Below are 19,221 nucleotides of genomic sequence, written 5' to 3' on the forward strand. Positions count from 1 at the left end.
GCGCCGCCATCGCGTGCGGCAACCAGAAATGGAAGGGGAACTGCGCCGACTTGGTGAACGCGCCGAGCAGGATCAGCAGCAGCGTCGGCACGTAGAGCGGATGGCCGCGGATCAGGTCGCCGGCGGCGAACACGTCGGACAGCGCGTAGCTGCCGACGATGTGGCCCAGCAGCAGAAAGCCGCCCAGCAGCGCGAAGCCGCCCAGGCCGGTGACTGCCAGCGCCATGCGCGCGCCCTGGCGCGCTTCCTCGCGGTGCTGCCAGTAGCTGATCAGCAGGAAGGACGACAGGCTGGTGAGTTCCCAGAAGATCAGCAGCTGGATCAGGTTTTCCGACAGCACGATGCCGAGCATCGAACCCATGAACAGCATCAGGCAGGAATAGAAGCGCCCCATGCTGTCGCGCTCGGACAGGTAGTAGCGCGCGTACAGCACGATCAGCAGGCCGATGCCGAGAATCAGCCCGGCGAACAGCAGCGCCAGGCCGTCGAGACGGAAGGCGAGGTTGAGGCCGAGCGCCGGCATCCAGTCGTGCTGCTGGATCAGCGTGGCGCCGGCGAACGGCAGGGGGAACGAGGGGGCCAGCCACAGCAGCGCGGCCAGCGTGACCGCACCCGCCGTCCAGGCGGCATGCGAACGTCCGCGACGGGACGCCAGCGCAACCAGGGCTGCGCCCGCGAATGGGGTCAGGACAGCGAAAAACAGCGTCATCAATCGGGGATCGGGTTGGCCGGCCTGCGGCCGGAAGACGCGGCCATTCTAACGTGAGCCGGAGACGCGCAGAATCTGTGGATACACACACGCCCTGCGCTGCGGCGCTGTGCGCCGCCGACCATCGTTTGCCGGCATCGCGGGCGGGCTTTCTCGCAGATGAGACATGCCGGTGTTTTGCAAGCGATTGAATGCAACCGGATGATTTTAAATGGCTATATTTTCCGGGTGCATTTTTTCTCGTCCGGACTGTCCGGAAGTTGGGACAGCTTTCATTCGGATGTTCGCCTCTCCGTCCGGGTTTTTATATGAAAAACCCATTCCATTCAATCGGATAGATGCGCTGGTACGTCCCTTGCTGTTGGGCTGTTGAAGTCGGCATTCGTGGCTTCGCCGTTTTGATTTCTCAACTGCCTAGTGGAGGTTACCATGAACAAAAGTCTCATTTCTACGGCGCTGGCTTTGGCTTTCGGCGTGTCGGCCCAGGCCTGGGCCAACCCCACCAATACCGCCGATGCATTCGACAACAACGGCGACGCCACGCAGACGGCGACGGCGGACTCCAACCAGTCCGGACAGTCCGGTGCCGCGGCCAACGAGTACTCAAGCGCCAGCCAGAATTCGAAGAACCGCAGCGCCACCCAGTCCGCCAACACGGGCGCGACGGCCAGCGACGATTCCAGCGCGTACCAATACAACGACTCCTACAACGTCACCTCGTCCTACAACGACGATTCCTTCAACACCCAGTCCCAGAACAAGTATTCCTTCAATACCGACGTGTCGGCCAAGACCGTGCTCGAGGGCAAGGTCTTCGACAACCAGGTTCATGACATCGGCAATTACGCCGAAGGCGGCAGCAGCGCCGGCGATGGCGCCAGAGGCGGCAACGGCGGCGATTCCAGCCAGCACACCTTCAGCATGTCTCTCGGTGCCGACGGCGGCGACGCGGGCTCCGGCGGCGACGGCCATGCCTTTGCCGTTGGCGGCGATACCACGGCGGGCGACGGCGCCAAAGGCGGCTCCGGCGGCGACGGCGGCATGGCCTGGGGCGGCATCGGCGGCAAGAGCTATGGCGGCGACGGCGGTTCCGGCGGCAACGGCGGCAGCGCCTCGGGCGGCGACGGCGGTTCCGGCGGCGACGGCGGCAAAGGCTATGGCGGCTCCGGCGGCGACGGCGGCGGCTCCGGCTCGGCCATCGGCGGCTCCGGCTTTGGCGGCAAGGGCTATGGCGGCGACGGCGGCGACGGCGGCAGCACGGGCAATGCCAGCGGCGGCAGCGGCGACGGCGGCAAAGGCTATGCCGGCGCGGGCGGCAGTGGCGGAAGCAACGGCGACGCCAGCGGCGGCAGCGGCTATGGCGGCAAAGGCATCGGCGGCGACGGCGGCGACGGCGCCAGCGGCGGCAAAGGTATCGGCGGCGACAGCGGCGCCCTGGCCGCGACAGGTTCGGGCGGCAAAGGCTCCGGCGGCGACAGCGCGGCCTTGTCGGCTACCGGCAACGGCGGCAAAGGCTATGGCGGCGACAGCAGCAACGGCGCCAGCGGCGGCAATGCTTTTGAGGTGGGCGGCATCTCGGTCGGCAACAGCGGCCTGGTGAGCCAGAATCCCGACACCACGAATGGCAGTGCCGGCGCGACCAATACGCCCTCCGAAGGCAGCGACAACTCCGCGGCCAACGCCGGCAACACGGCCAGCCCCTCCAACGCCAGCACAACCGGTGCGGCCACATCGGGCGCCGGAACCGGCGGCACCGCCACGGCAGGCGCCGGTACCGGGACGTCGACGGCCGGCAACGCCACGGGCGGAGCCAGCGGCAGCACCAATGACGTCAGCGGCGGCGGCGCCGGCACCGGCGGCGGCAGCGGGACGGCCAGCGGAACCAGTACGGCAGGCGCCGGCACCGGTGGAACAGGCGGCTCGGGTGCCGTCGGCGCTGCCGGAACCGGTGCGGCCGGTAGCGGCGCCGCGGGTACCAACACCGCCGGCAACGGCGCGTCCAGCGGCAACGGCACCGGCGCTGCCGGCACCGGCGCTGCCGGCACCAACACCGCCGGCAACGGCGCTGCGGGCGCGACGGGGACCGGCGCTGCCGGCAATGGCGCGACCGGCACCAGCCTGGGCGGCGCGGGCGCGGTCGGCGCCGTCGGCAACGGCGGCGCGGGCGGCACCGGTGCAGTCGGCGCGGCCGGCACCAGCACCGGCGGAGCCGGCGCAGCAGGCGCGACCGGCACCGGCGGGACCGGCGAAGGCGGCGTCGCGGGCGCCGGTGGAACCGGTGCTGCCGGCGGCAACGGCGGCGCCGGCGGAACGGGCGGCTCGGCCACGGCGAACGGGCCTGGCGGCAACGGCGGCAATGGCGGACTGGGCGGCGCTGCCAGCAGCAGCGCCATCGCGTCGGCCACCACCGGCTATGGCGGCGTGGGCGGCAACGGGGGCGATTCGCTGGGCGGCAATGCGGGCACCTTCAATGCGTCCAACAACATGTCTGGCAGCGTGACCAATGGCGCCGGCATCATTTCCCTGTCGCAGAACACGGGAGCGAATGCCCTGACGCAGATCGGCGTGACGGTACAGGCCAACCTGACGGTTCAGTGAACCAGGGACTGCCCCGGAACGGCCTTGAGCGGTTCCGGGGGGCCTGAAACACGCGCAGCGTTGACCCCAATTCAGGAGAGTGAAATGAACAAGAATTTGCTATCCACAGCCATCGCCCTGGCACTGGGCATGTCGGCCCAGGCCTGGGCCAATCCGACCAACACCGCCAGCACATTCGACAACAGCGGCAATGCCGATCAGACGGCGACGGCGACCAACAATCAGGCCGACCAGACGGGCGCGGCAGCCAACGAGTTCTCGACCGCCAATCAGAACGTGAAAAACCGCACGGCAGCCCAGGACGGCAACGCCGGTGCGGCGGCCAACGACGAATCGGAGGCGAGCCAGTACAACGGTTCGTACAATGAGAGCGCCTCCGGCAACCACGACTCGTTCAACAACCAGTCGCAGAACTACCGATCCTTCAACAACGACGTGTCGGCCAAAACCGTGCTCGAGGGCAAGGTCTTCGACAACGAGGTTCATGACATCGGCAATTACGCCGAGGGCGGCAGCACAGCCGGCGACGGCGCCAAAGGCGGAGCCGGCGGCGACGCCTGGCAGGAGTCGGCGAGCAAGGCCTGGGGCGCCAACGGCGGCTCGGCCGGCGACGGCGGCGATGGCTCGGCCAAGGCGATCGGCGGCGACACCTACGCCGGTGACGGCGCCCGCGGCGGCCATGGCGGCGACGGCGGCAAGGCCGTCGGCGGTATCGGCGGCATGGGTTCCGGCGGCTCCGGCGGCTCCGGCGGCGACGGCGGCAGCGCCTACGGCGGCTCCGGCGGCGATGGCGGCAACGGCGGCAAAGGCGTCGGCGGCGACGGCGGCAGCGGCGGCTATTCCGGCATGGCCAAAGGCGGCTCCGGCTTCGGCGGCAGCGGCGTCGGCGGCGACGGCGGCAGCGGCGGCAGCACCGGAGACGCCTATGGCGGCTCGGGCACGGGCGGCAAAGGCTATGCCGGCGCCGGCGGCGACGGCGGCGGCAACGGCAATGCCAGCGGCGGCAGCGGCACGGGCGGCAAAGGCATCGGCGGCGACGGCGGCGACGGCGCCAGCGGCGGCATCGGCGTCGGCGGCGACAGCTTTGCCAAGACCTTCACCGGTTCCGGCGGCAAGGGCTATGGCGGCGACAGCGCTGCAGCCTCGATTACCGGCGACGGCGGCAAGGGCTCGGGCGGCGATGCCGGCAACGGTTCGAACGGCGGCAACGCCGGCGCGATAGGCGGCATTTCCGGCGCCAGCAGCGGGCTGGTCAGCCAGCAGCCTTACACCTCGAACGGCGATGCGAACGCAAGCAACAACCCGATCGACAGCGACGACTCGTCCGCCAGCGCCGGCAATACGGCCAACCCCGGCAACAGTTCCATCACAGGCAACGCCAGTTCCGCCGCGGCCAACGGCGGTGCCGCCGCGGGCGGTGCCGCCGACGGCGCTGCCGCAGGCGGCAGCGGCAGCGGCGGCGCGAGTGGCGGCACCGCCAATGCCAGCGCCGGCGGCGCAGGCAGCGGCGGCGTCAGCGGCGCAGCCGATGCCAGCAGCATGGCAGCCGCAGGCAATGGCGGCGGGGGCGGCTCGGGCGCCGCCGGTGCGGCCGGCAGCGGTGCGGCCGGCAGCGGTGCGGCAGGCAGCAACACCGCCGGCAGCGGCGCATCCAGCGGCAACGGCACCGGCGCCGCCGGCACGGGCGCGGCCGGCACCAATACCGCAGGCGCGGGGGCTGCCGGCGCGACCGGCAGCGGCGCCACCGGTAGCGGTGCGGCGGGTACCAGCGCCGGCGGCAATGGCGCGGTTGGCGCCGTCGGCAATGGCGGCGCTGGCGGTGCCGGCGCAGTCGGCGCGACCGGCACCAGCACCGGCGGCAATGGCGCGGTCGGCGCGGCGGGTAACGGCGGCACCGGCCAGGGTGGACTGGCGGGCAACGGCGCAGCCGGCGGTGCCGGCGGTGAAGGCGGTGCCGGCGGCGCCGGCGGGACGGCCACGGCAAACGGCAACGGCGGCGCCGGCGGGCTGGGCGGCGATGGCGGCAGCGCAAGCAGCGAAGCCATGGCTTCCGCCACCACCGGCCAGGGCGGCGCGGGCGGCAACGGGGGGCACTCATACGGCGGAAACGCGGGTGTCTTCAACGTTTCCAACAATATGTCCGGCAGCCTGACCAATGGCGCCGGCATCATCTCCGCGTCGCAAAACACCGGCATCAATGCGCTGACCCAGATCGGCGTGACGGTGCAGGCCAACCTGACGGTTCAGTGAACCGCCACCCCGGAACCGCCACGCGGCGGTTCCGGGGGTTTCCGGAAGGAAGACGCCATGAATGACTTTCTCGCATTACTGAAACCGTTTTCGTTTCTGGCTTGTTCATTTCTGGCTTGTGCGCTGACCGTTCAGCTGGCCTGGGCCGCACCCGATGAAACCATTTCAGGCAGCGACGTGTTCGACGCGGCGATTTCCGACGACATGCTCGACGGCCAGCGCGGCATGGCGCTGATCACCAACACCAACGACCTGGATGGCGCCGTGTATAACAACAGCGCGAGCGAACTGGTCACCGGCTACAACCTGGTGAGCGACGGCTCGCTGATCAACAACTCCGGCTTCAATACCGTCATCCAGAATTCGGGCAACAACGTGCTGATCCAGAACGCAGTGATTCTGAATATCCAGATGCAATAAGGAGTTCCCATGCGCAATGCCGCGCTGTTTCTGATGGCTGTGCTGGTTGCGGTGCCCGCCGCGCGGGCGGGCATGGTCGAGATTCCGGGCGCCGGTTCCGGCTCCTTCAACGTCAAGACCATGAGCATGAAGGAGCGGCAGTTCCGCTACACCGAACGCCAGCAGTACGATTTCAGCTGCGGCTCCGCCGCGCTTGCCACCCTGCTCACCCATCACTATGGCGACCCGGTCAAGGAAGAGGCCGTGTACGTCACCATGTGGGAAAAGGGCGACCAGGCCAAAATCCGCAAGGAAGGCTTCTCCATGCTCGACATGAAGCGCTTCCTCGAATCGCGCGGCTATGCGGCCGACGGTTACAGCGCCAGCCTGGAAAAACTGGGCAAGGCGGGTATCCCGGCCATTGTGTTGATTCGCGATGGCGCCTACAACCATTTTGTCGTCGTCAAGGGTGTCCGCGGCGGCAAAATTGCTTTCGGCGATCCGGCGCAGGGTGCGCGGGTCGTGGATCAGGCGCAATTCGAGCGCATGATGATCAACCGGATCCTGTTCGTCATCAACGGGCGCAACAGCGAGGCGGTGTTCAACGATCCGAAGGACTGGAAAGTCCGCGAAAAAGCCCCCGTCGGCATGGCCTCAGGCCCCAACGATCTGGCCAACGTCACGCTGATGCGTCGGCCGGCAGGTGATTTTTGAGGAGACGGCGATGTCCAGCCCGCACATGATTTTTTTACTGCTTGCCCTCTTGTCCGGCGGGTTCGCTCACGCTTCGCATCCCTTCGACGACGTCCCGCGCGCCAGCGACGAGGAGCTCGATCGCATGCGCGGCGGATTTGTCGTCAACTGGAACGGCCAGGATTTCTTGATGCCGTTTTCCATCGACGGCATTGAACGCCTGACCCAGATCAATGGCCAGACCTTCATCAACGGCGCGCTGGTGGCGCCCAGGGTCAACCCGCAGGCGCTCGTTCCTTTCGCGCAAATTGGCCGGATCGGCGTGAATACGCCAAGCCCGCCCCCGATCGAACAAGCCGCAAGCGGAGCGGATGCGAATCTGTCGGCTTCGCTGCCCGCGGCGCAGACGGCACAATCCTCCGGCAACCCCGGCACAGCGGCCACGCAGGTGTCCACGCTAGGTTCGCTGATCGTCATCCAGAATGGTGCCGCCAATGCGTTTGCGGTGCCGTCGGGCGCTTCGTTCGATTCGCTGGCCACGATCATTCAAAATTCGGTGAACGAGCAGGTCATCCGCAATGTCACGACCCTCAACATCACCATCGATGCCCAGATGCTGGCGGCTCAGGCGCGGCTCAACGCCATCCTCAACCAGCATGGCCTGCGTTGAAGGCGGGCACGCGCAATCGGCACAACGAAAAGCCGGGCATCTCAGCCCGGCTTTTCGTTGTGCTGCGATCATGCTCAGAACCGGATCGGGGCGCGCAAGGTGACGGTGGTGTCCGGCGTATCGTCGGTCAGCCCGGCACCAATCGACAGATTCAGGTTGGTGCGTTTGTTCAGGCGGTAGGAAAACCCCGCCTGCAGGGTGGCCAGCTGAACCGACATCGATCCATCCGCCACCTGGCCATTGAGCTTGGTTTTATCGATCCAGGTGTGTTCGTAGCTCAGGCTGAACGAGCTGCGCTCGTTGAGCCCCAGCCCCATGCCGAAATTGAGGCCGATCGAGTCGCCGGGGTCCACTTCGCCAATAATTTTGGTGGCCACCCCGGGGATAGGCACGCCATCTTCGTCGACATCTGTGAAGGGAATCGAGGCATCAACGTCGCGCTTGATGTTCCACGTGTAATTGATGCCGCCGAAAAACACCACCGGATCGGCTGGCAGCACCATGCTCAGGCTGGGTTGCAGGCTGTAGAAGCCGGAGCCGGTCGGCAGTTCCTTCGGCAGGTTGAAATCGGTATCGTATTCGACTTCGTACTGGTCCTTGCCGGTGCGGGTCTTGAGGCGCAGGCCTGCGATATAGAACGGGTCGTCTCCTGCGGGCACGTTGAGCTGGTAGCGCGCGGCCAGCTCGATGTCGCCGAGCCCGTTGCCGTCGGCGCTGAACGATTCATCTATTGCGGTGGGGCTAATTTTGCGCGACAGCGAGTCGTCGCTGCGATAGATATACGGCACCCGGGCTTCGACCTCCAGCCGGTTGGTCAGGCCGTAGCGGCCGCCCAGGGTCGCGATCCAGTTGCTGCGGTTGACGCTGCGCACGTCGATCGCCCCGATCAGCACGGCGTTGAGCACGCTGAAACCGACCACGGTCACACGGTCCGACGAGCTGAAGGAATACTGCAGCGAGGGATCGAAAACGAAGGCGCCCTTCGGCGTCAGGATGCTGGGCTGGGAAAACACGGTCGCCACATCCAGGGTGGTGGCGTCCACCCGCCCGGCCTCGTTGCCGCGGCCGCGGAACGTCGATTCGTCGGCCTGGGCAAGGTGGCGCTGCGGGTCGATCTCCACGGGCATGCCCAGCTGCCCCTGCATCGCCTGGATGCGGCGCTGGGCCTCCTCCAGCTTCTGCATCTCCAGCGCCAGCCGTTGCTGCTGCTCGGCCAGGCTCTTCGCCTGCTCGGCCAGCTGCTGGCGCAGGGTCGGGTAATCGGCATCGGCCGGCGCCTCCCGGCCCGTCTGACGCAAGGTTTCAGCGTAGGCAACGTGTGTGCTCAACATCAGCGCCAGGCTGGCGCGAAACCAGGTTCCCTTCTTCGGCATTTTCATGATCCCCTCCCTGTTGTGACTGGATGCGATGCTGCGAGCCTGGCAAGCCTGCGATGGCTCGAATTCAACGACGCGTCGCGCTGTCTGAAAAAACGCCGCCCCTGCTTATGGCGGCTCAAGCGGTGGTTTTTTCGCGGATATTACGCCCCGGAATCCGCAGCCGATACGCCCGGGCGCGCACCGGCAGAATCGGGCCGCGTCGAGGCGGTGTTTTTTCATCGCCACCGGCGTTGCGGCGATCACGCCGGCTCCCGGGCGGCTTTTTCCTTGTGCGGGCCGCACAGCGCGTGGCGCTCCAGCAGGCGATACAGGGTGGCGCGCGAAACGCCCAGTTCCTTGGCCGCTTCGGAAACGTTGTGCTGGCAGCGGCGCAATGCCGAGCGGATCGCATCGAGCTCGGCTTTGGCACGCGCCCCGTCGAGCGTCGGGTGCCCGGCGCACGATGCGCGCCGTTCCATCCCCAGATCGTCCGGCGTGAGATAGGGGTGCTCGGCCATGACCACGCCCTGGCGGATGCGGTTGCTCAACTCCCGCACATTGCCGGGCCAGAGGTATTGACCCATCGCACGCAAAGCCTGCTGGTTGAAGCCCTTGACCTTGCCGCTGGCTTCGCGGGAAAACTGCTCCAGCAAAGCCTGCGCCAATAGCTCCACATCCCCCTGCCGGTCGCGCAAGGGCGGCGCAGTCAGGTTGATGACGTTCAGGCGGTAGTAAAGGTCTTCCCTGAAATGGCCTTGAGCAACGGCTTCCTGGAGATCGATATGGGATGCGGCAATGATGCGGATGTCCAGCTGTACCGGCTGGCTGGAGCCCAGGCGTTCGATCACCTCGTCCTGCAGGACGCGCAGCAGGGTGGCCTGGAGGTTGAGCGGCAGATCGGCGATTTCGTCCAGAAAGAGGGTGCCGCCCTGGGCTGCTTCCATGCGTCCGATTTTGCGTTGGTGCGCCCCGGTGAACGCGCCTTTTTCGTGGCCGAACAATTCGCTCTGGATGAGATGGGGAGGCAGGGCCCCGCAATTGACCGCGACGAAAGCGCGCGTGCCGCGGGCGGACATGTTGTGGATGGCATGGGCGGCCAGCTCCTTGCCGGTGCCGCTTTCCCCGCCGATCAGCACGGGCGCGTCGGCCTTGCTGGCTTTGCGCAATGCCAGGCAGAAAGCCAGCATCGCCGGGCTGCTTCCGACAATGCCGTACTGTTCCAGGGTGTCGGGGCGCGGCGGCGGTTGCTTGAGCAGGCGGCCCTTGCCCCAGGCGTGTCCCAGGGAGACGGATAGCCTGTCCTGATCGAGCGGCAGGGTATGGAAATCGTACACCCCCGCCAGAAAATTGCGGTGTTGCGGGGTGGGCCGCCAGAACGCATGATCCATCAGCGCAATCCATTGCAGGGATTGCTGCCGCCCCACCAAGTCGTACAGCTTGCCGTTGCCGGCGCGCTGCAATTGCAGCAGTCCCGCATGGAAATCCTGCCGTTCGAACAGCGCGGCCAATTCATCCGTATTGGCCGCCCGGTGCAGTTTCCAGCCCCTTTCCCGCAGGCAGCCCAGGAGCTTGCCGTGCAATGCGTCGTCCACCAGCGCCACGACGTCCCGCTCAACCCAAGCCATTCAGTGCCCTCCTGCCAGGTGTGCAAAGCGCACGCCCGATGGTCGTGATGCCAGCCGGGGCCGCGCGCCCGGCGACGGCGCTTGCCGTGGGGCGGTCGCGAGTCCTCGATCGGACTGCCGACGGTATTTGTTTGCAACTTGTAAAGTGTAGGACATTGCAGCCGGCTGTCGGCAAGTTTCGGCGTGGGCGGGTGCGTTCCCCGGCAAGCCGTCCGGCGCGAACGGCCCGCATGGCCCCAGCGCAGCCAATAAACTGAACGCGCTGCGGCGGCGCTGTGCCCGCCCGGGCTTGCACGACAAAATAGTTTTGTGCAAATATAAAAAGATATATCCGCGCAATTCATTCTGCCCCTGGCAGTCCGTTGACGCGCATCATCGTGCGGCCCCTGTGCCGCTTCGCAGCCTGATTTGCCAGCGTGCGTCGACCGGGTACTCGGTGCGGTGCGATTGTCAGGCTGGATTACACGATCCGCTCCAGCCAGGAATCTTCGGTTGGCCAAGGTGTCAACTAAAACTATTGTGAAATATATTATCTGCGAGTGCCAAGCATGATTACGCCGGGTGACATGACCGCAATGCGCGCGTCCGACGACGTTTTTCGTCCGGCGGATCAGACCGTGATTGCCTTTGGCGAAACCCTGGTGGACCAGTTTCACGATCGCAATGTGCTGGGCGGCGCGCCGTTCAACGTGGCGTGCCATCTCGGCGCGCTGGGGGCGCACCCGGTGCTGGTGACGCGCTCCGGCAAGGATGCGCAAGGTGAACAGCTGCAGCAGGCGATGAGCGAGCGCGGACTGGATCTGCGCGGCGTGCAGCGCGACCCCGCACGCCCAACCGGACGGGTCAAGGTGATCGAGACCCCCCAGGGTCATGTATTCGACATTCTGCCGGACCAGGCCTACGACCACATTCATCCCGGTCTGGCACGGATGGTGGGCTTGTCCCTGCATCCTCGAATAGTCTACTTCGGCACACTGGCGCAGCGGGGCGAGTCGCGCCGCGCGCTGCGCGAACTGCTGGGCACGATCGATGCCTGCGCGTTTCTGGACGTCAACCTGCGCGATCCCTGGGTGGATGTCGACACGCTGCGCTGGTCGCTGCAGCAGGCCAATGTGGTCAAGCTCAACGAAGAGGAACTGATCCGCGTCGGCGACCTGCTCGCGCTGGACGGTGCCACGCCAAGGGCACGTGCCGGCGTGCTGGTGTCCGGCTTCGCTCTGCAGCGGCTGGTGGTGACCTGCGGCGCGTCCGGTGCGTGGACACTCGACGGTGCCGGGCGCGTCGAATCGGTGAGCGGCGCCGCGCTGCCGCACCTCGTCGATAGCGTGGGTGCAGGCGACGGCTTTGCCGCCGTGTTCATCCTCGGCATGCTGCGTCGCTGGCCGCCCGGATTGCGGCTGGCGCGCGCCGACGCCTTTGCCCGTGCGCTATGCCAGATCCGCGGCGCCGTGCCGCCGGCGCAGGATTTCTACGTTCCGTTCATTCATGAATGGAAACTCGAATCGGAGAGGGTGCGTGCGTGATTTATATGTGCTGATGCTGAGCGTGCACGGCCTGATGCGCGGGCACGACCTGGAGCTGGGACGCGACGCCGACACCGGCGGACAGACGCTGTACGTGATCGAACTGGCGAAATCGCTCGGACGGCATCCGCGCGTCGAACAGGTCGATGTGCTGACGCGGCTGGTAGACGACCCGGCCGTATCTCCCGACTATGCCGTCCCGTGCGAGCCGCTGGGCGAGCGTGCCAGACTGGTGCGGCTGGCGTGCGGTCCGCGACGTTATCTGCGCAAGGAAAGCCTGTGGAATCACCTCGACCAGCTGGTCGACCGCACCCTGATCTATCTGCGCCAGCAGCCGCGTCTGCCCGACGTCATCCACAGCCATTACGCGGATGCCGGTTACGTCGGCGTACATCTGTCGCAGCTGCTGGGCATTCCGCTGCTGCACACCGGTCATTCGCTCGGCCGCTGCAAACGCCAGCGTCTGCTTGACCACGGCCGCCGCGAACAGGCGATCGACCGCCAGTTCAATTTCGTTCGCCGCATCGCTGCCGAAGAGGCCGTGCTGGCGCACGCTTCGCTGGTGATCACCAGCACCGCACAGGAGAGCAGCGAACAATATGGCCTGTACAACAACCATCAGCCCGCGCGCATGACGGTGATTGCGCCAGGGACCGATACTTCGCGCTTCGCGCCGCCCAGCCGCGAAGCGATACCGCAGCACATTCCGGCGCTGATCGACCGCTTCTTCACGCAACCCAGAAAGCCGCTCATTCTTGCCATCTGCCGGCCCGAAATGCGCAAGAATCTGAGCCGTCTGGTCGCCGCTTTCGGCGAATCGCGCGAACTTCGCGAACGCGCCAACCTCGCCATCGTCGCCGGCAACCGCGACGACATCCGCAGCATGGACGAGGCCCAGGCCGACGTGTTGAAGGATCTGCTGCTCGACGTCGACCGCTACGACCTGTGGGGCAGCGTGGCGCTGCCGAAGCAGCATCAGCCGGACGATATTCCTGCGCTGTACCGGCTGGCAGCGCAACGGCGTGGCGTATTCGTCAACCCGGCGCTGACCGAGCCGTTCGGCCTCACCCTGATCGAGGCGGCGGCGAGCGGCCTGCCGGTGGTGGCAACCCGCGACGGCGGGCCGTCCGACATCCTCGTGCATTGCGAAAACGGCGTTCTGGTCGACCCTCTCGATTCCGCCGATATCGCGAGGGGATTGCTTGCCGTGGTGTCGGATGCGCGCACCTGGCAGCGCTATGCGCGGCGCGGCATCGGCGGCGTGGCACGCAACTACACCTGGGATGCCCATGTCGATAAATACCTGAAGGCGGTCGATCATGTAGTCCACCGCACCCGCAAGCAGGTCCGGCGCGAGCGCGTGGTGCAGCGTCCGGCGGTCAATCCGATGCCGTACGTGCAGCGCATGCTGGTGAGCGACATCGACAATACCTTGATCGGCGACCGCGCCGGACTGGCCACGCTGGTACGCGTGCTGCGCGAGCGGCCGCGCAACTTCGGTTTCGGCGTCGCCACCGGGCGCCATCTGCCGAGTGCGCTTGAGGCGCTGCGACAGGCACGGGTGCCGCTCCCCGATGTACTGATTACCGCAGTCGGGACTGAAATCCATTACGGCCCCGGTATGCATTCCGATGCGGGCTGGCAGCGCCATATCCAGCACCTGTGGCGGCGCGATGCGCTGGCTGCGTTGTTCGAGGATGTGCCCGGACTGATGCTGCAATCGGACGACCAGCAAACCGAGTTCAAACTGAGCTTCGATGTGGATCCGCACGCCATGCCCGGTCTGCGCGAAATCGACAGGCGGCTGCGTCAGGTGCGCTTGCACGCCAATCTGGTTTATTCGCACCAGGCCTATCTCGACGTGCTGCCTGTCCGCGCATCGAAAGGCCAGGCCATCCGCTATCTGGCCTATAAATGGGGATTGCCGCTGAGCGCGTTTCTGGTAGCAGGCGATTCGGGTAACGACCTGGAAATGCTGGTCGGCGACACCCAGGCGGTGGTGGTGTCCAATCACAGCGCCGAGCTGGACACGCTGCGTGGGATGGACCAGGTGTATTTCGCCGCGACGCCCTGCGCGTCCGGCATCCTCGAGGGCATGGCGCACTATGGACTTCTGCATGCTGCCGCGCCCGACAGCCGCAAGGAGGCCGCATGTTCGATGCTCTGAAAGCCTGGACGGCAGACCACCGCGATCCGGTGGATGCCTACCTGCGGCGCTGCTTTGCCGAAAACCGGGTGCTGATGCTGCAAAGCGATCTCGGCCAGGTGCTCGACGCCCTGGCGGTCGACCCCCTCCGTCCGCCGCTCGACGGCACGCCTTTGCAGCAGGCGGTGCGGCATTTCCAGGAAGGCGTGTTTCAAAGCCCATGGGCCTACTTCGCGTTGCGCGAGGGGGCCGGCCGCTGGCGTTATCTGCGCATGCACCAGGAACAGCTCATGCCGGAGCGCGTGTCGGTGGGCGAATTTCTCGCCTTCAAGGAGCAGCTGGTGAAGCCGGCGGACGACGGCGACAGCACGCTGGAAATCAATTTCGAGCCGTTTGGCCGCCACGTGCCGCGGCTACAGGAAACGCGCTCGATCGGGCAGGGGGTGCTGCATCTCAACCGGGCACTGGCGAGCAGGATGTTCACCCGCCCCGAGGTGGGGCAGACCAGGCTGCTGAATTTTCTGCGCATGCACAAGGTCGAGGACCAGCAGCTGATGCTGGCGTCGCACATCGACGAGGTGCCGCAGCTGCAGAATGCGTTGCGCGAAGCGCTGCAGCTGCTCGACGCATGCGACCCCGAGACGCCGTGGGCCGGGCTGGCTGCAATGCTCGGCAGGCTGGGATTCGAATCCGGATGGGGCGCCACGGCGGCGCGGACGCGCGAAACCATGGAGATGCTGGTCGACATTCTGGAGGCACCGTCGCCCGCCGTGCTGGAGGCTTTTCTCGCGCGCATTCCGATGATCTCGCGTCTGCTGATCCTGTCGCTGCATGGCTACTTCGGTCAGGACAACGTGCTGGGGCGCCCCGACACGGGCGGCCAGGTGGTCTACATTCTCGACCAGGTGCGTGCGCTGGAACACGAAATGCGCGATCGCATGGCGATCCAGGGGGTGCAGGTCGATCCGCAGATCATCGTGGTCACCCGGCTGATTCCCGACGCCGACGGTACCACCTGCAACCAGCCGCTGGAAAAGATTCAGGGTGCCGACCATGCCTGGATCGTTCGCGTGCCGTTCCATCATCCCAACGGCGAGGTCGTGCGGGAGTGGATTTCGCGCTTCGAGATCTGGCCCTATCTGGAAACTTTCGCGACCCATGTCGAGCACGAGGCGCTGGCAAGACTCGGCGGACGGCCCGACCTGATCATCGGCAATTATTCCGACGGCAACCTGGTGGCGAGCCTGCTGTCTGCGCGGCTGGGCGTGACCCAGTGCAACATCGCCCATGCGCTGGAACAGACCAAATACCTGCACTCCGCGCTGTACTGGGAAGCCAACGATCCGGTCTATCACTTCGCCTGCCAGTACACCGCCGATCTGATCGGCATGAACCATGCAGACTTCATCATCACCAGCACCTATCAGGAGATTGCCGGCACCGCGCACAGCATCGGCCAGTACGAGAGCTATCGTGCGTTCACCCTGCCGGGGCTGTACCGGGTGCTCGACGGCATCGACCTGTTCGATCCCAAGTTCAACATCGTTTCGCCGGGCGCCGACGCCGGCACCTATTTCCCCTATAGCGATACGACGCGGCGCATGCATTCGCTGATGCCCGAGATCGAACGCCTGCTCTACGCGCCCGATCCCGGGGTGCCGCATCGCGGCCGCTTCGACGACCCCGACAGGCCGCTGATCTTCACCATGGCACGGCTCGACCGCATCAAGAATCTGTCCGGGCTGACCGAATGGTTCGGCGCCTGCGAACGCCTGGCCGGGTCGGCCAATCTGGCGGTGATCGGCGGCCACGTCGATGCGTCCGCCTCCGCAGACGAGGAGGAGCGCGCGGAGATCGGGCGCATGCATGCGCTCATGGACCAGTACCGCCTGGACGGACGGATGCGCTGGCTTGGCGCCCGGCTCGACAGGAATCTGGCGGGCGAACTCTATCGCCATGTCGCCGACCGCCGTGGCGTATTCGTCCAGCCTGCGCTGTTCGAGGCCTTTGGCCTCACCCTGATCGAGGCGATGGCTTCGGGGCTGCCGGTTTTCGCTACCCGCTACGGCGGGCCGCTCGAGATCATCGAACACGGCAAGTCCGGATTCCACATCGATCCCAACGATGGCGCCGCCGCGGCCGAAGCTGTTGCCGATTTCCTGCAGCAGTGCGCGAGCGAGCCGGCCCGCTGGCAGCGCATTTCGGACGCCGCGCTGGCACGGGTGGCAGCGCGCTACACCTGGAAGCTGTATGCCGAGCGCATGATGACGCTGTCACGCATCTACGGCTTCTGGAAGTTCGTCAGCAATCTGGAACGCGAAGAAGCCGGCCGCTACCTGCAGCTGTTCCACCACCTGCAATTCCGCCCGCTGGCGCGCGCCGTGGGCGGGCACTGAAAGGCGTTTCGCAAGGCGTCGCTGAATCCGGGCCGCCATCTTGGCGAATGGCGCGATCTCGCGCTGGCGATCCGCTGCCGCTTCAAGGCGATGCCGCTGGAACAATGGGGCGTGCGCGCGCCTATCTGTATCGTCTGAAAAGGCGTTCGACGCCGCCGGCATCGAGATTCCCCCGCGCCTCATCGCGTATGCCGGGCAGGATAAACAGGGACGCGCCGCGCCCCTGCCCCTGGCCATCGAGCGCAGGACGGCCTGAGCGGATTGCTTGCGCTCAGTGTTCCGACAGCGGTTTCTGCGCGTCCCGGATATTGATTGCGCCCATGTGGGCGATCAGCACGGCCAGATCCTGATTCAGGCGCGTCAGTGCCTCTTCCGGCAACTGGCCGAGTGCGTGCGTGAGAATGCCGGTCAACGGCTGCGGCGCCTGTTTGAGCGCTTTTTCCCCTGCGGCAGTGAGGTAGAGCTGGACCACGCGCTGGTCGGCGTGCTTGCGCTCGCGCCGGATCAGGCCGGCCTTTTCGACCTTGTCGAGCAGGTTGCTGGCGGTGGAGACGTGGATCGACAGGGCCTGCGCCAGCTCAGACACTTTCATGCCCGGGGTCTGGCGTAGTGCGGCCAGCGCCCAGATCTGCGCACCGCTGACGCCGCAGGCTTTTTCCACCGCCTGAACATGCTGGCGCACCGCGCCGAAAATGACGCGAAACTGGCGCAGGGCTTCGTTGGCGGCGTTGGGGGGGGGGCTCAAGGTGCGCTCTCCGATGCGTCAAAACGGTAATCATCGCAGATATTTCAGGCCATCGCGTCCGTTGTCCCGGGAGCGATGGGCGGCGGGGCAGGGCAATGTCGCTGGCCCGTCGCGGCGCGCAGGCGGGGTTTCGACGGCGGCAGATAGCCGGTCGGGGCAGCGGATCTGTGCGTGCCGATTATTGCGCGGTCGCCGCGACCGGTTCGTCGGCGTAGCGCCAGATGTTCACGTCCAGCCCGGCTTCGCGGATGTGCTCGGTCTTGGCGGCAAGAAAGCGCTGGAAGCTGGGCTCCTTGCGGTAGGCGCCGGACACCAGATAGTCGAACATGCCCAGGGTATGGAACACGCGGAAGGACGATTCCCAGCGGATGACTTCCTGCCCGGCGGAGTCGAACAGGACGATGCCGGGCGCGTAGTTGACGCCGAGCTGGCGCACCCAGTCGCGCACCGCCATGCGCTTGCCTTGCGGCGTGACGATGGACTCGCGCGACCACATGTCGAGCTGCACGTTGTCGAACTTGGCGATCACGGCGCGGGTTTCCGGGTCGGCCAGCACGCGGCGGTGCAGCACCTCGCAGTCGGGGCAATCCTTCTGCTCGAAGAACACCGCGAGCGGCCTGGCGGACTTGCCGCGGCGCCGCAGGTCGACGGCGTTCTTCAGGAAGAAGTCCTGCTGGATCATTTCGCCGGAAGCCTGCTTCGGCACCTCGCGCGCGGCGACAAAATCGCGGAAGGCAGTCTTGTTTTCATGCCGCCCGCCGACCCAGTCGAGCGCGGCCTGCAGGCGCGCCGGCGGCACGTAGCCGTTGAGGCGCAGCAGGGTTTTGCCGGCTTCGTCGAAAAACAGCAGGCTGGGGGTGAACTGGATTTTCTGCGCCGCGCTGTAGGTTTTTTCCGTGTAGCGTTTGCCGTCCAGCCCCACGACTTCGCGGTCGCCCCACATATTGACCGCGATCACGTCGAACTTTTCCTTCATCGTGGACTCGATCTCGCGCTGCGACAGATTGCGCTCCACCAGCGCCGAGCAATACGGGCAGCCGTCCTGGGTGAACATCAGGATGACGCGCTTGCCGTTGGCGCGCGCCTCGTCGATGTCCTCCTTCAGATGCAGGAAGCTGTTCTTGAACCAGGCGGGGTACTCGGTCGTCTTGGCGCCGTAGTAGGTGCCCATCCTGGCCGCCGGCGGCTCTGCGGCGTGCAGCGAAAATGCGGCGAGCAACCCGAGCAAGGCCGGCAGATAGCGAATTGTCATGGCGGTCTCCATCCATCGTCGTCAATAATGCGGACGCTTATCGTAGCAGGGGATCAGGCAGAAATTCTTCCATGACCGAACGGCCGTGCTTGCCCATGACGATCAAATCGGCGTCGGTCGTCTGCTCCTGTTCAAGAATCCGCAGCGTGGCCGCACCGTGAACGAACTGGCGCGATAGCTGGCTGGCCGGCGTGCAGCTTGCCGATGAAGGCCTCCATTTCAGCCTGCGCCGCGCTGCGTGCCTGAATCCGGTATTGATGAATCTGGCTGTCGTCCATGCCGGCGAGGCGGAAAGTGCTTTCCATCTCCACTTCGAACGCATGCAGCAGCACAAAGTCGGCATCGGGCAGCCAGGCATGGGCGGCGTTGATGGCGGCGGCATGATCGGAGAAATCGACCGCTGCGAGGATGCGCCGATACGGGGCGTGCGGGCGCTGCTTGACCGCGAGCAGGGTGCGGGGTGAAGTCAAGGTATCTCCTTGGCGGGGAAAGGGCGTGACGGATGGTGGGCGCGGATCCATGCCTTCTCGATCTCGACTACGCCGTAGACGAGGATGCCGAACAGGAACACCCGCACCCAGGTCGAGGCATCGAGCGCGGCGGTGGCGAACAGCGCCTGCAGCAGCGGCAGGAAGGTGAACAGCCCCTGCAGCACGACGAGGACGCCGATGGCGACCAGCACCGCCCGATTACCGATGAAACCCGACCAGCCGACCACCGGCGCGGTGAGGCGGCGGCAGTTGAACAAATAGAAGATCTCGCCCATCACCAGAGCGTTGACCGCAGCGGTGCGCGCGACCTCGAGCGGCATGCCGCGTTCGATTTCCCACAGGTAGAGGCCGAACGAGCCGGCCACC

15 protein-coding genes are annotated in these 19,221 nt (G+C 66.2%); 8 read left to right on the forward strand and 7 right to left on the reverse strand.

All coding sequences use genetic code 11. From position 1 onward, the window contains the following. Nucleotides 1–709 (reverse strand): proton-conducting transporter membrane subunit (locus tag Q0L94_RS10325; protein WP_296753058.1); only part of this gene is annotated, 709 nt, incomplete at its 3' end. A gap of 429 nt (nt 710–1,138) precedes the next feature. Between Q0L94_RS10325 and Q0L94_RS10330 the strand changes: the two genes are divergently transcribed. The 5 genes from Q0L94_RS10330 to Q0L94_RS10350 all read left to right on the forward strand — a co-directional run bounded on the left by Q0L94_RS10330 (nt 1,139) and on the right by Q0L94_RS10350 (nt 7,319). Then, nucleotides 1,139–3,307 (forward strand): hypothetical protein, encoded by a 2,169-nt coding sequence (locus Q0L94_RS10330; RefSeq protein WP_296753060.1) that lies wholly within the window; start codon nt 1,139–1,141, stop codon nt 3,305–3,307. An 84-nt stretch (nt 3,308–3,391) separates the two neighbouring features. Next, entirely contained in the window at nt 3,392–5,557 is a 2,166-nt protein-coding gene (locus Q0L94_RS10335) for a hypothetical protein (protein ID WP_296753062.1), read from the forward strand. A 57-nt stretch (nt 5,558–5,614) separates the two neighbouring features. Next, complete coding sequence (locus tag Q0L94_RS10340) at nt 5,615–5,977, forward strand: hypothetical protein (protein ID WP_296753063.1); 363 nt, start codon at nt 5,615–5,617, stop codon at nt 5,975–5,977. 9 nt (nt 5,978–5,986) lie between these two features. Beyond that, nucleotides 5,987–6,670 carry a C39 family peptidase gene (locus tag Q0L94_RS10345; protein WP_296753065.1) on the forward strand — a complete coding sequence of 228 codons (684 nt, stop codon included), beginning with the start codon at nt 5,987–5,989 and terminating at the stop codon, nt 6,668–6,670. Between the two features lie 10 nt (nt 6,671–6,680). Continuing rightward, complete coding sequence (locus Q0L94_RS10350) at nt 6,681–7,319, forward strand: hypothetical protein (RefSeq protein WP_296753066.1); 639 nt, start codon at nt 6,681–6,683, stop codon at nt 7,317–7,319. Between the two features lie 74 nt (nt 7,320–7,393). Here Q0L94_RS10350 and Q0L94_RS10355 read toward each other — a convergent pair whose 3' ends face one another. Both Q0L94_RS10355 and Q0L94_RS10360 read right to left on the reverse strand, forming a co-directional pair. After that, nucleotides 7,394–8,698: a transporter gene (locus Q0L94_RS10355; protein WP_296753068.1), complete on the reverse strand. Its 1,305-nt coding sequence runs from the start codon at nt 8,696–8,698 to the stop codon at nt 7,394–7,396. Nucleotides 8,699–8,937: 239 nt separating this feature from the next. After that, on the reverse strand, nt 8,938–10,302 hold the full coding sequence (locus tag Q0L94_RS10360; protein ID WP_296753070.1) for a sigma-54 dependent transcriptional regulator: 1,365 nt from the start codon (nt 10,300–10,302) through the stop codon (nt 8,938–8,940). A 566-nt stretch (nt 10,303–10,868) separates the two neighbouring features. Here Q0L94_RS10360 and Q0L94_RS10365 point away from each other — a divergent pair. From Q0L94_RS10365 to Q0L94_RS10375, 3 genes are read left to right on the forward strand one after another with little or no spacing between them, the layout of a single operon-like run. Beyond that, nucleotides 10,869–11,825: a PfkB family carbohydrate kinase gene (locus Q0L94_RS10365; protein ID WP_296753072.1), complete on the forward strand. Its 957-nt coding sequence runs from the start codon at nt 10,869–10,871 to the stop codon at nt 11,823–11,825. Further along, nucleotides 11,818–13,992: an HAD-IIB family hydrolase gene (locus Q0L94_RS10370; protein ID WP_296753074.1), complete on the forward strand. Its 2,175-nt coding sequence runs from the start codon at nt 11,818–11,820 to the stop codon at nt 13,990–13,992. The genes Q0L94_RS10365 and Q0L94_RS10370 overlap by 8 nt, the downstream gene beginning before the upstream one ends. Beyond that, the gene (locus tag Q0L94_RS10375) at nt 13,977–16,367 is read left to right on the forward strand and encodes a sucrose synthase (protein WP_296753076.1); all 2,391 of its coding nucleotides are present in this window, start codon (nt 13,977–13,979) and stop codon (nt 16,365–16,367) included. Before Q0L94_RS10370 ends, Q0L94_RS10375 begins: the two co-directional genes overlap by 16 nt. A 271-nt stretch (nt 16,368–16,638) precedes the next feature. On the opposite strand, the gene Q0L94_RS10380 is transcribed toward Q0L94_RS10375, so the two are convergent. From Q0L94_RS10380 to Q0L94_RS10395, 4 genes are all read right to left on the reverse strand, one after another. Further along, nucleotides 16,639–17,112 carry a MarR family transcriptional regulator gene (locus Q0L94_RS10380; protein WP_296753078.1) on the reverse strand — a complete coding sequence of 158 codons (474 nt, stop codon included), beginning with the start codon at nt 17,110–17,112 and terminating at the stop codon, nt 16,639–16,641. A gap of 178 nt (nt 17,113–17,290) precedes the next feature. Then, nucleotides 17,291–18,364 (reverse strand): thioredoxin fold domain-containing protein, encoded by a 1,074-nt coding sequence (locus tag Q0L94_RS10385; protein ID WP_296753079.1) that lies wholly within the window; start codon nt 18,362–18,364, stop codon nt 17,291–17,293. Between the two features lie 131 nt (nt 18,365–18,495). After that, nucleotides 18,496–18,834: a hypothetical protein gene (locus Q0L94_RS10390; protein WP_296753080.1), complete on the reverse strand. Its 339-nt coding sequence runs from the start codon at nt 18,832–18,834 to the stop codon at nt 18,496–18,498. Beyond that, nucleotides 18,831–19,221, reverse strand: a 391-nt coding sequence (locus tag Q0L94_RS10395) for a cation transporting ATPase C-terminal domain-containing protein (protein ID WP_296753081.1), incomplete at its 5' end; no start/stop codon positions are given. The genes Q0L94_RS10395 and Q0L94_RS10390, both read right to left, overlap by 4 nt.

Source organism: Thiobacillus sp., assembly GCF_024708915.1.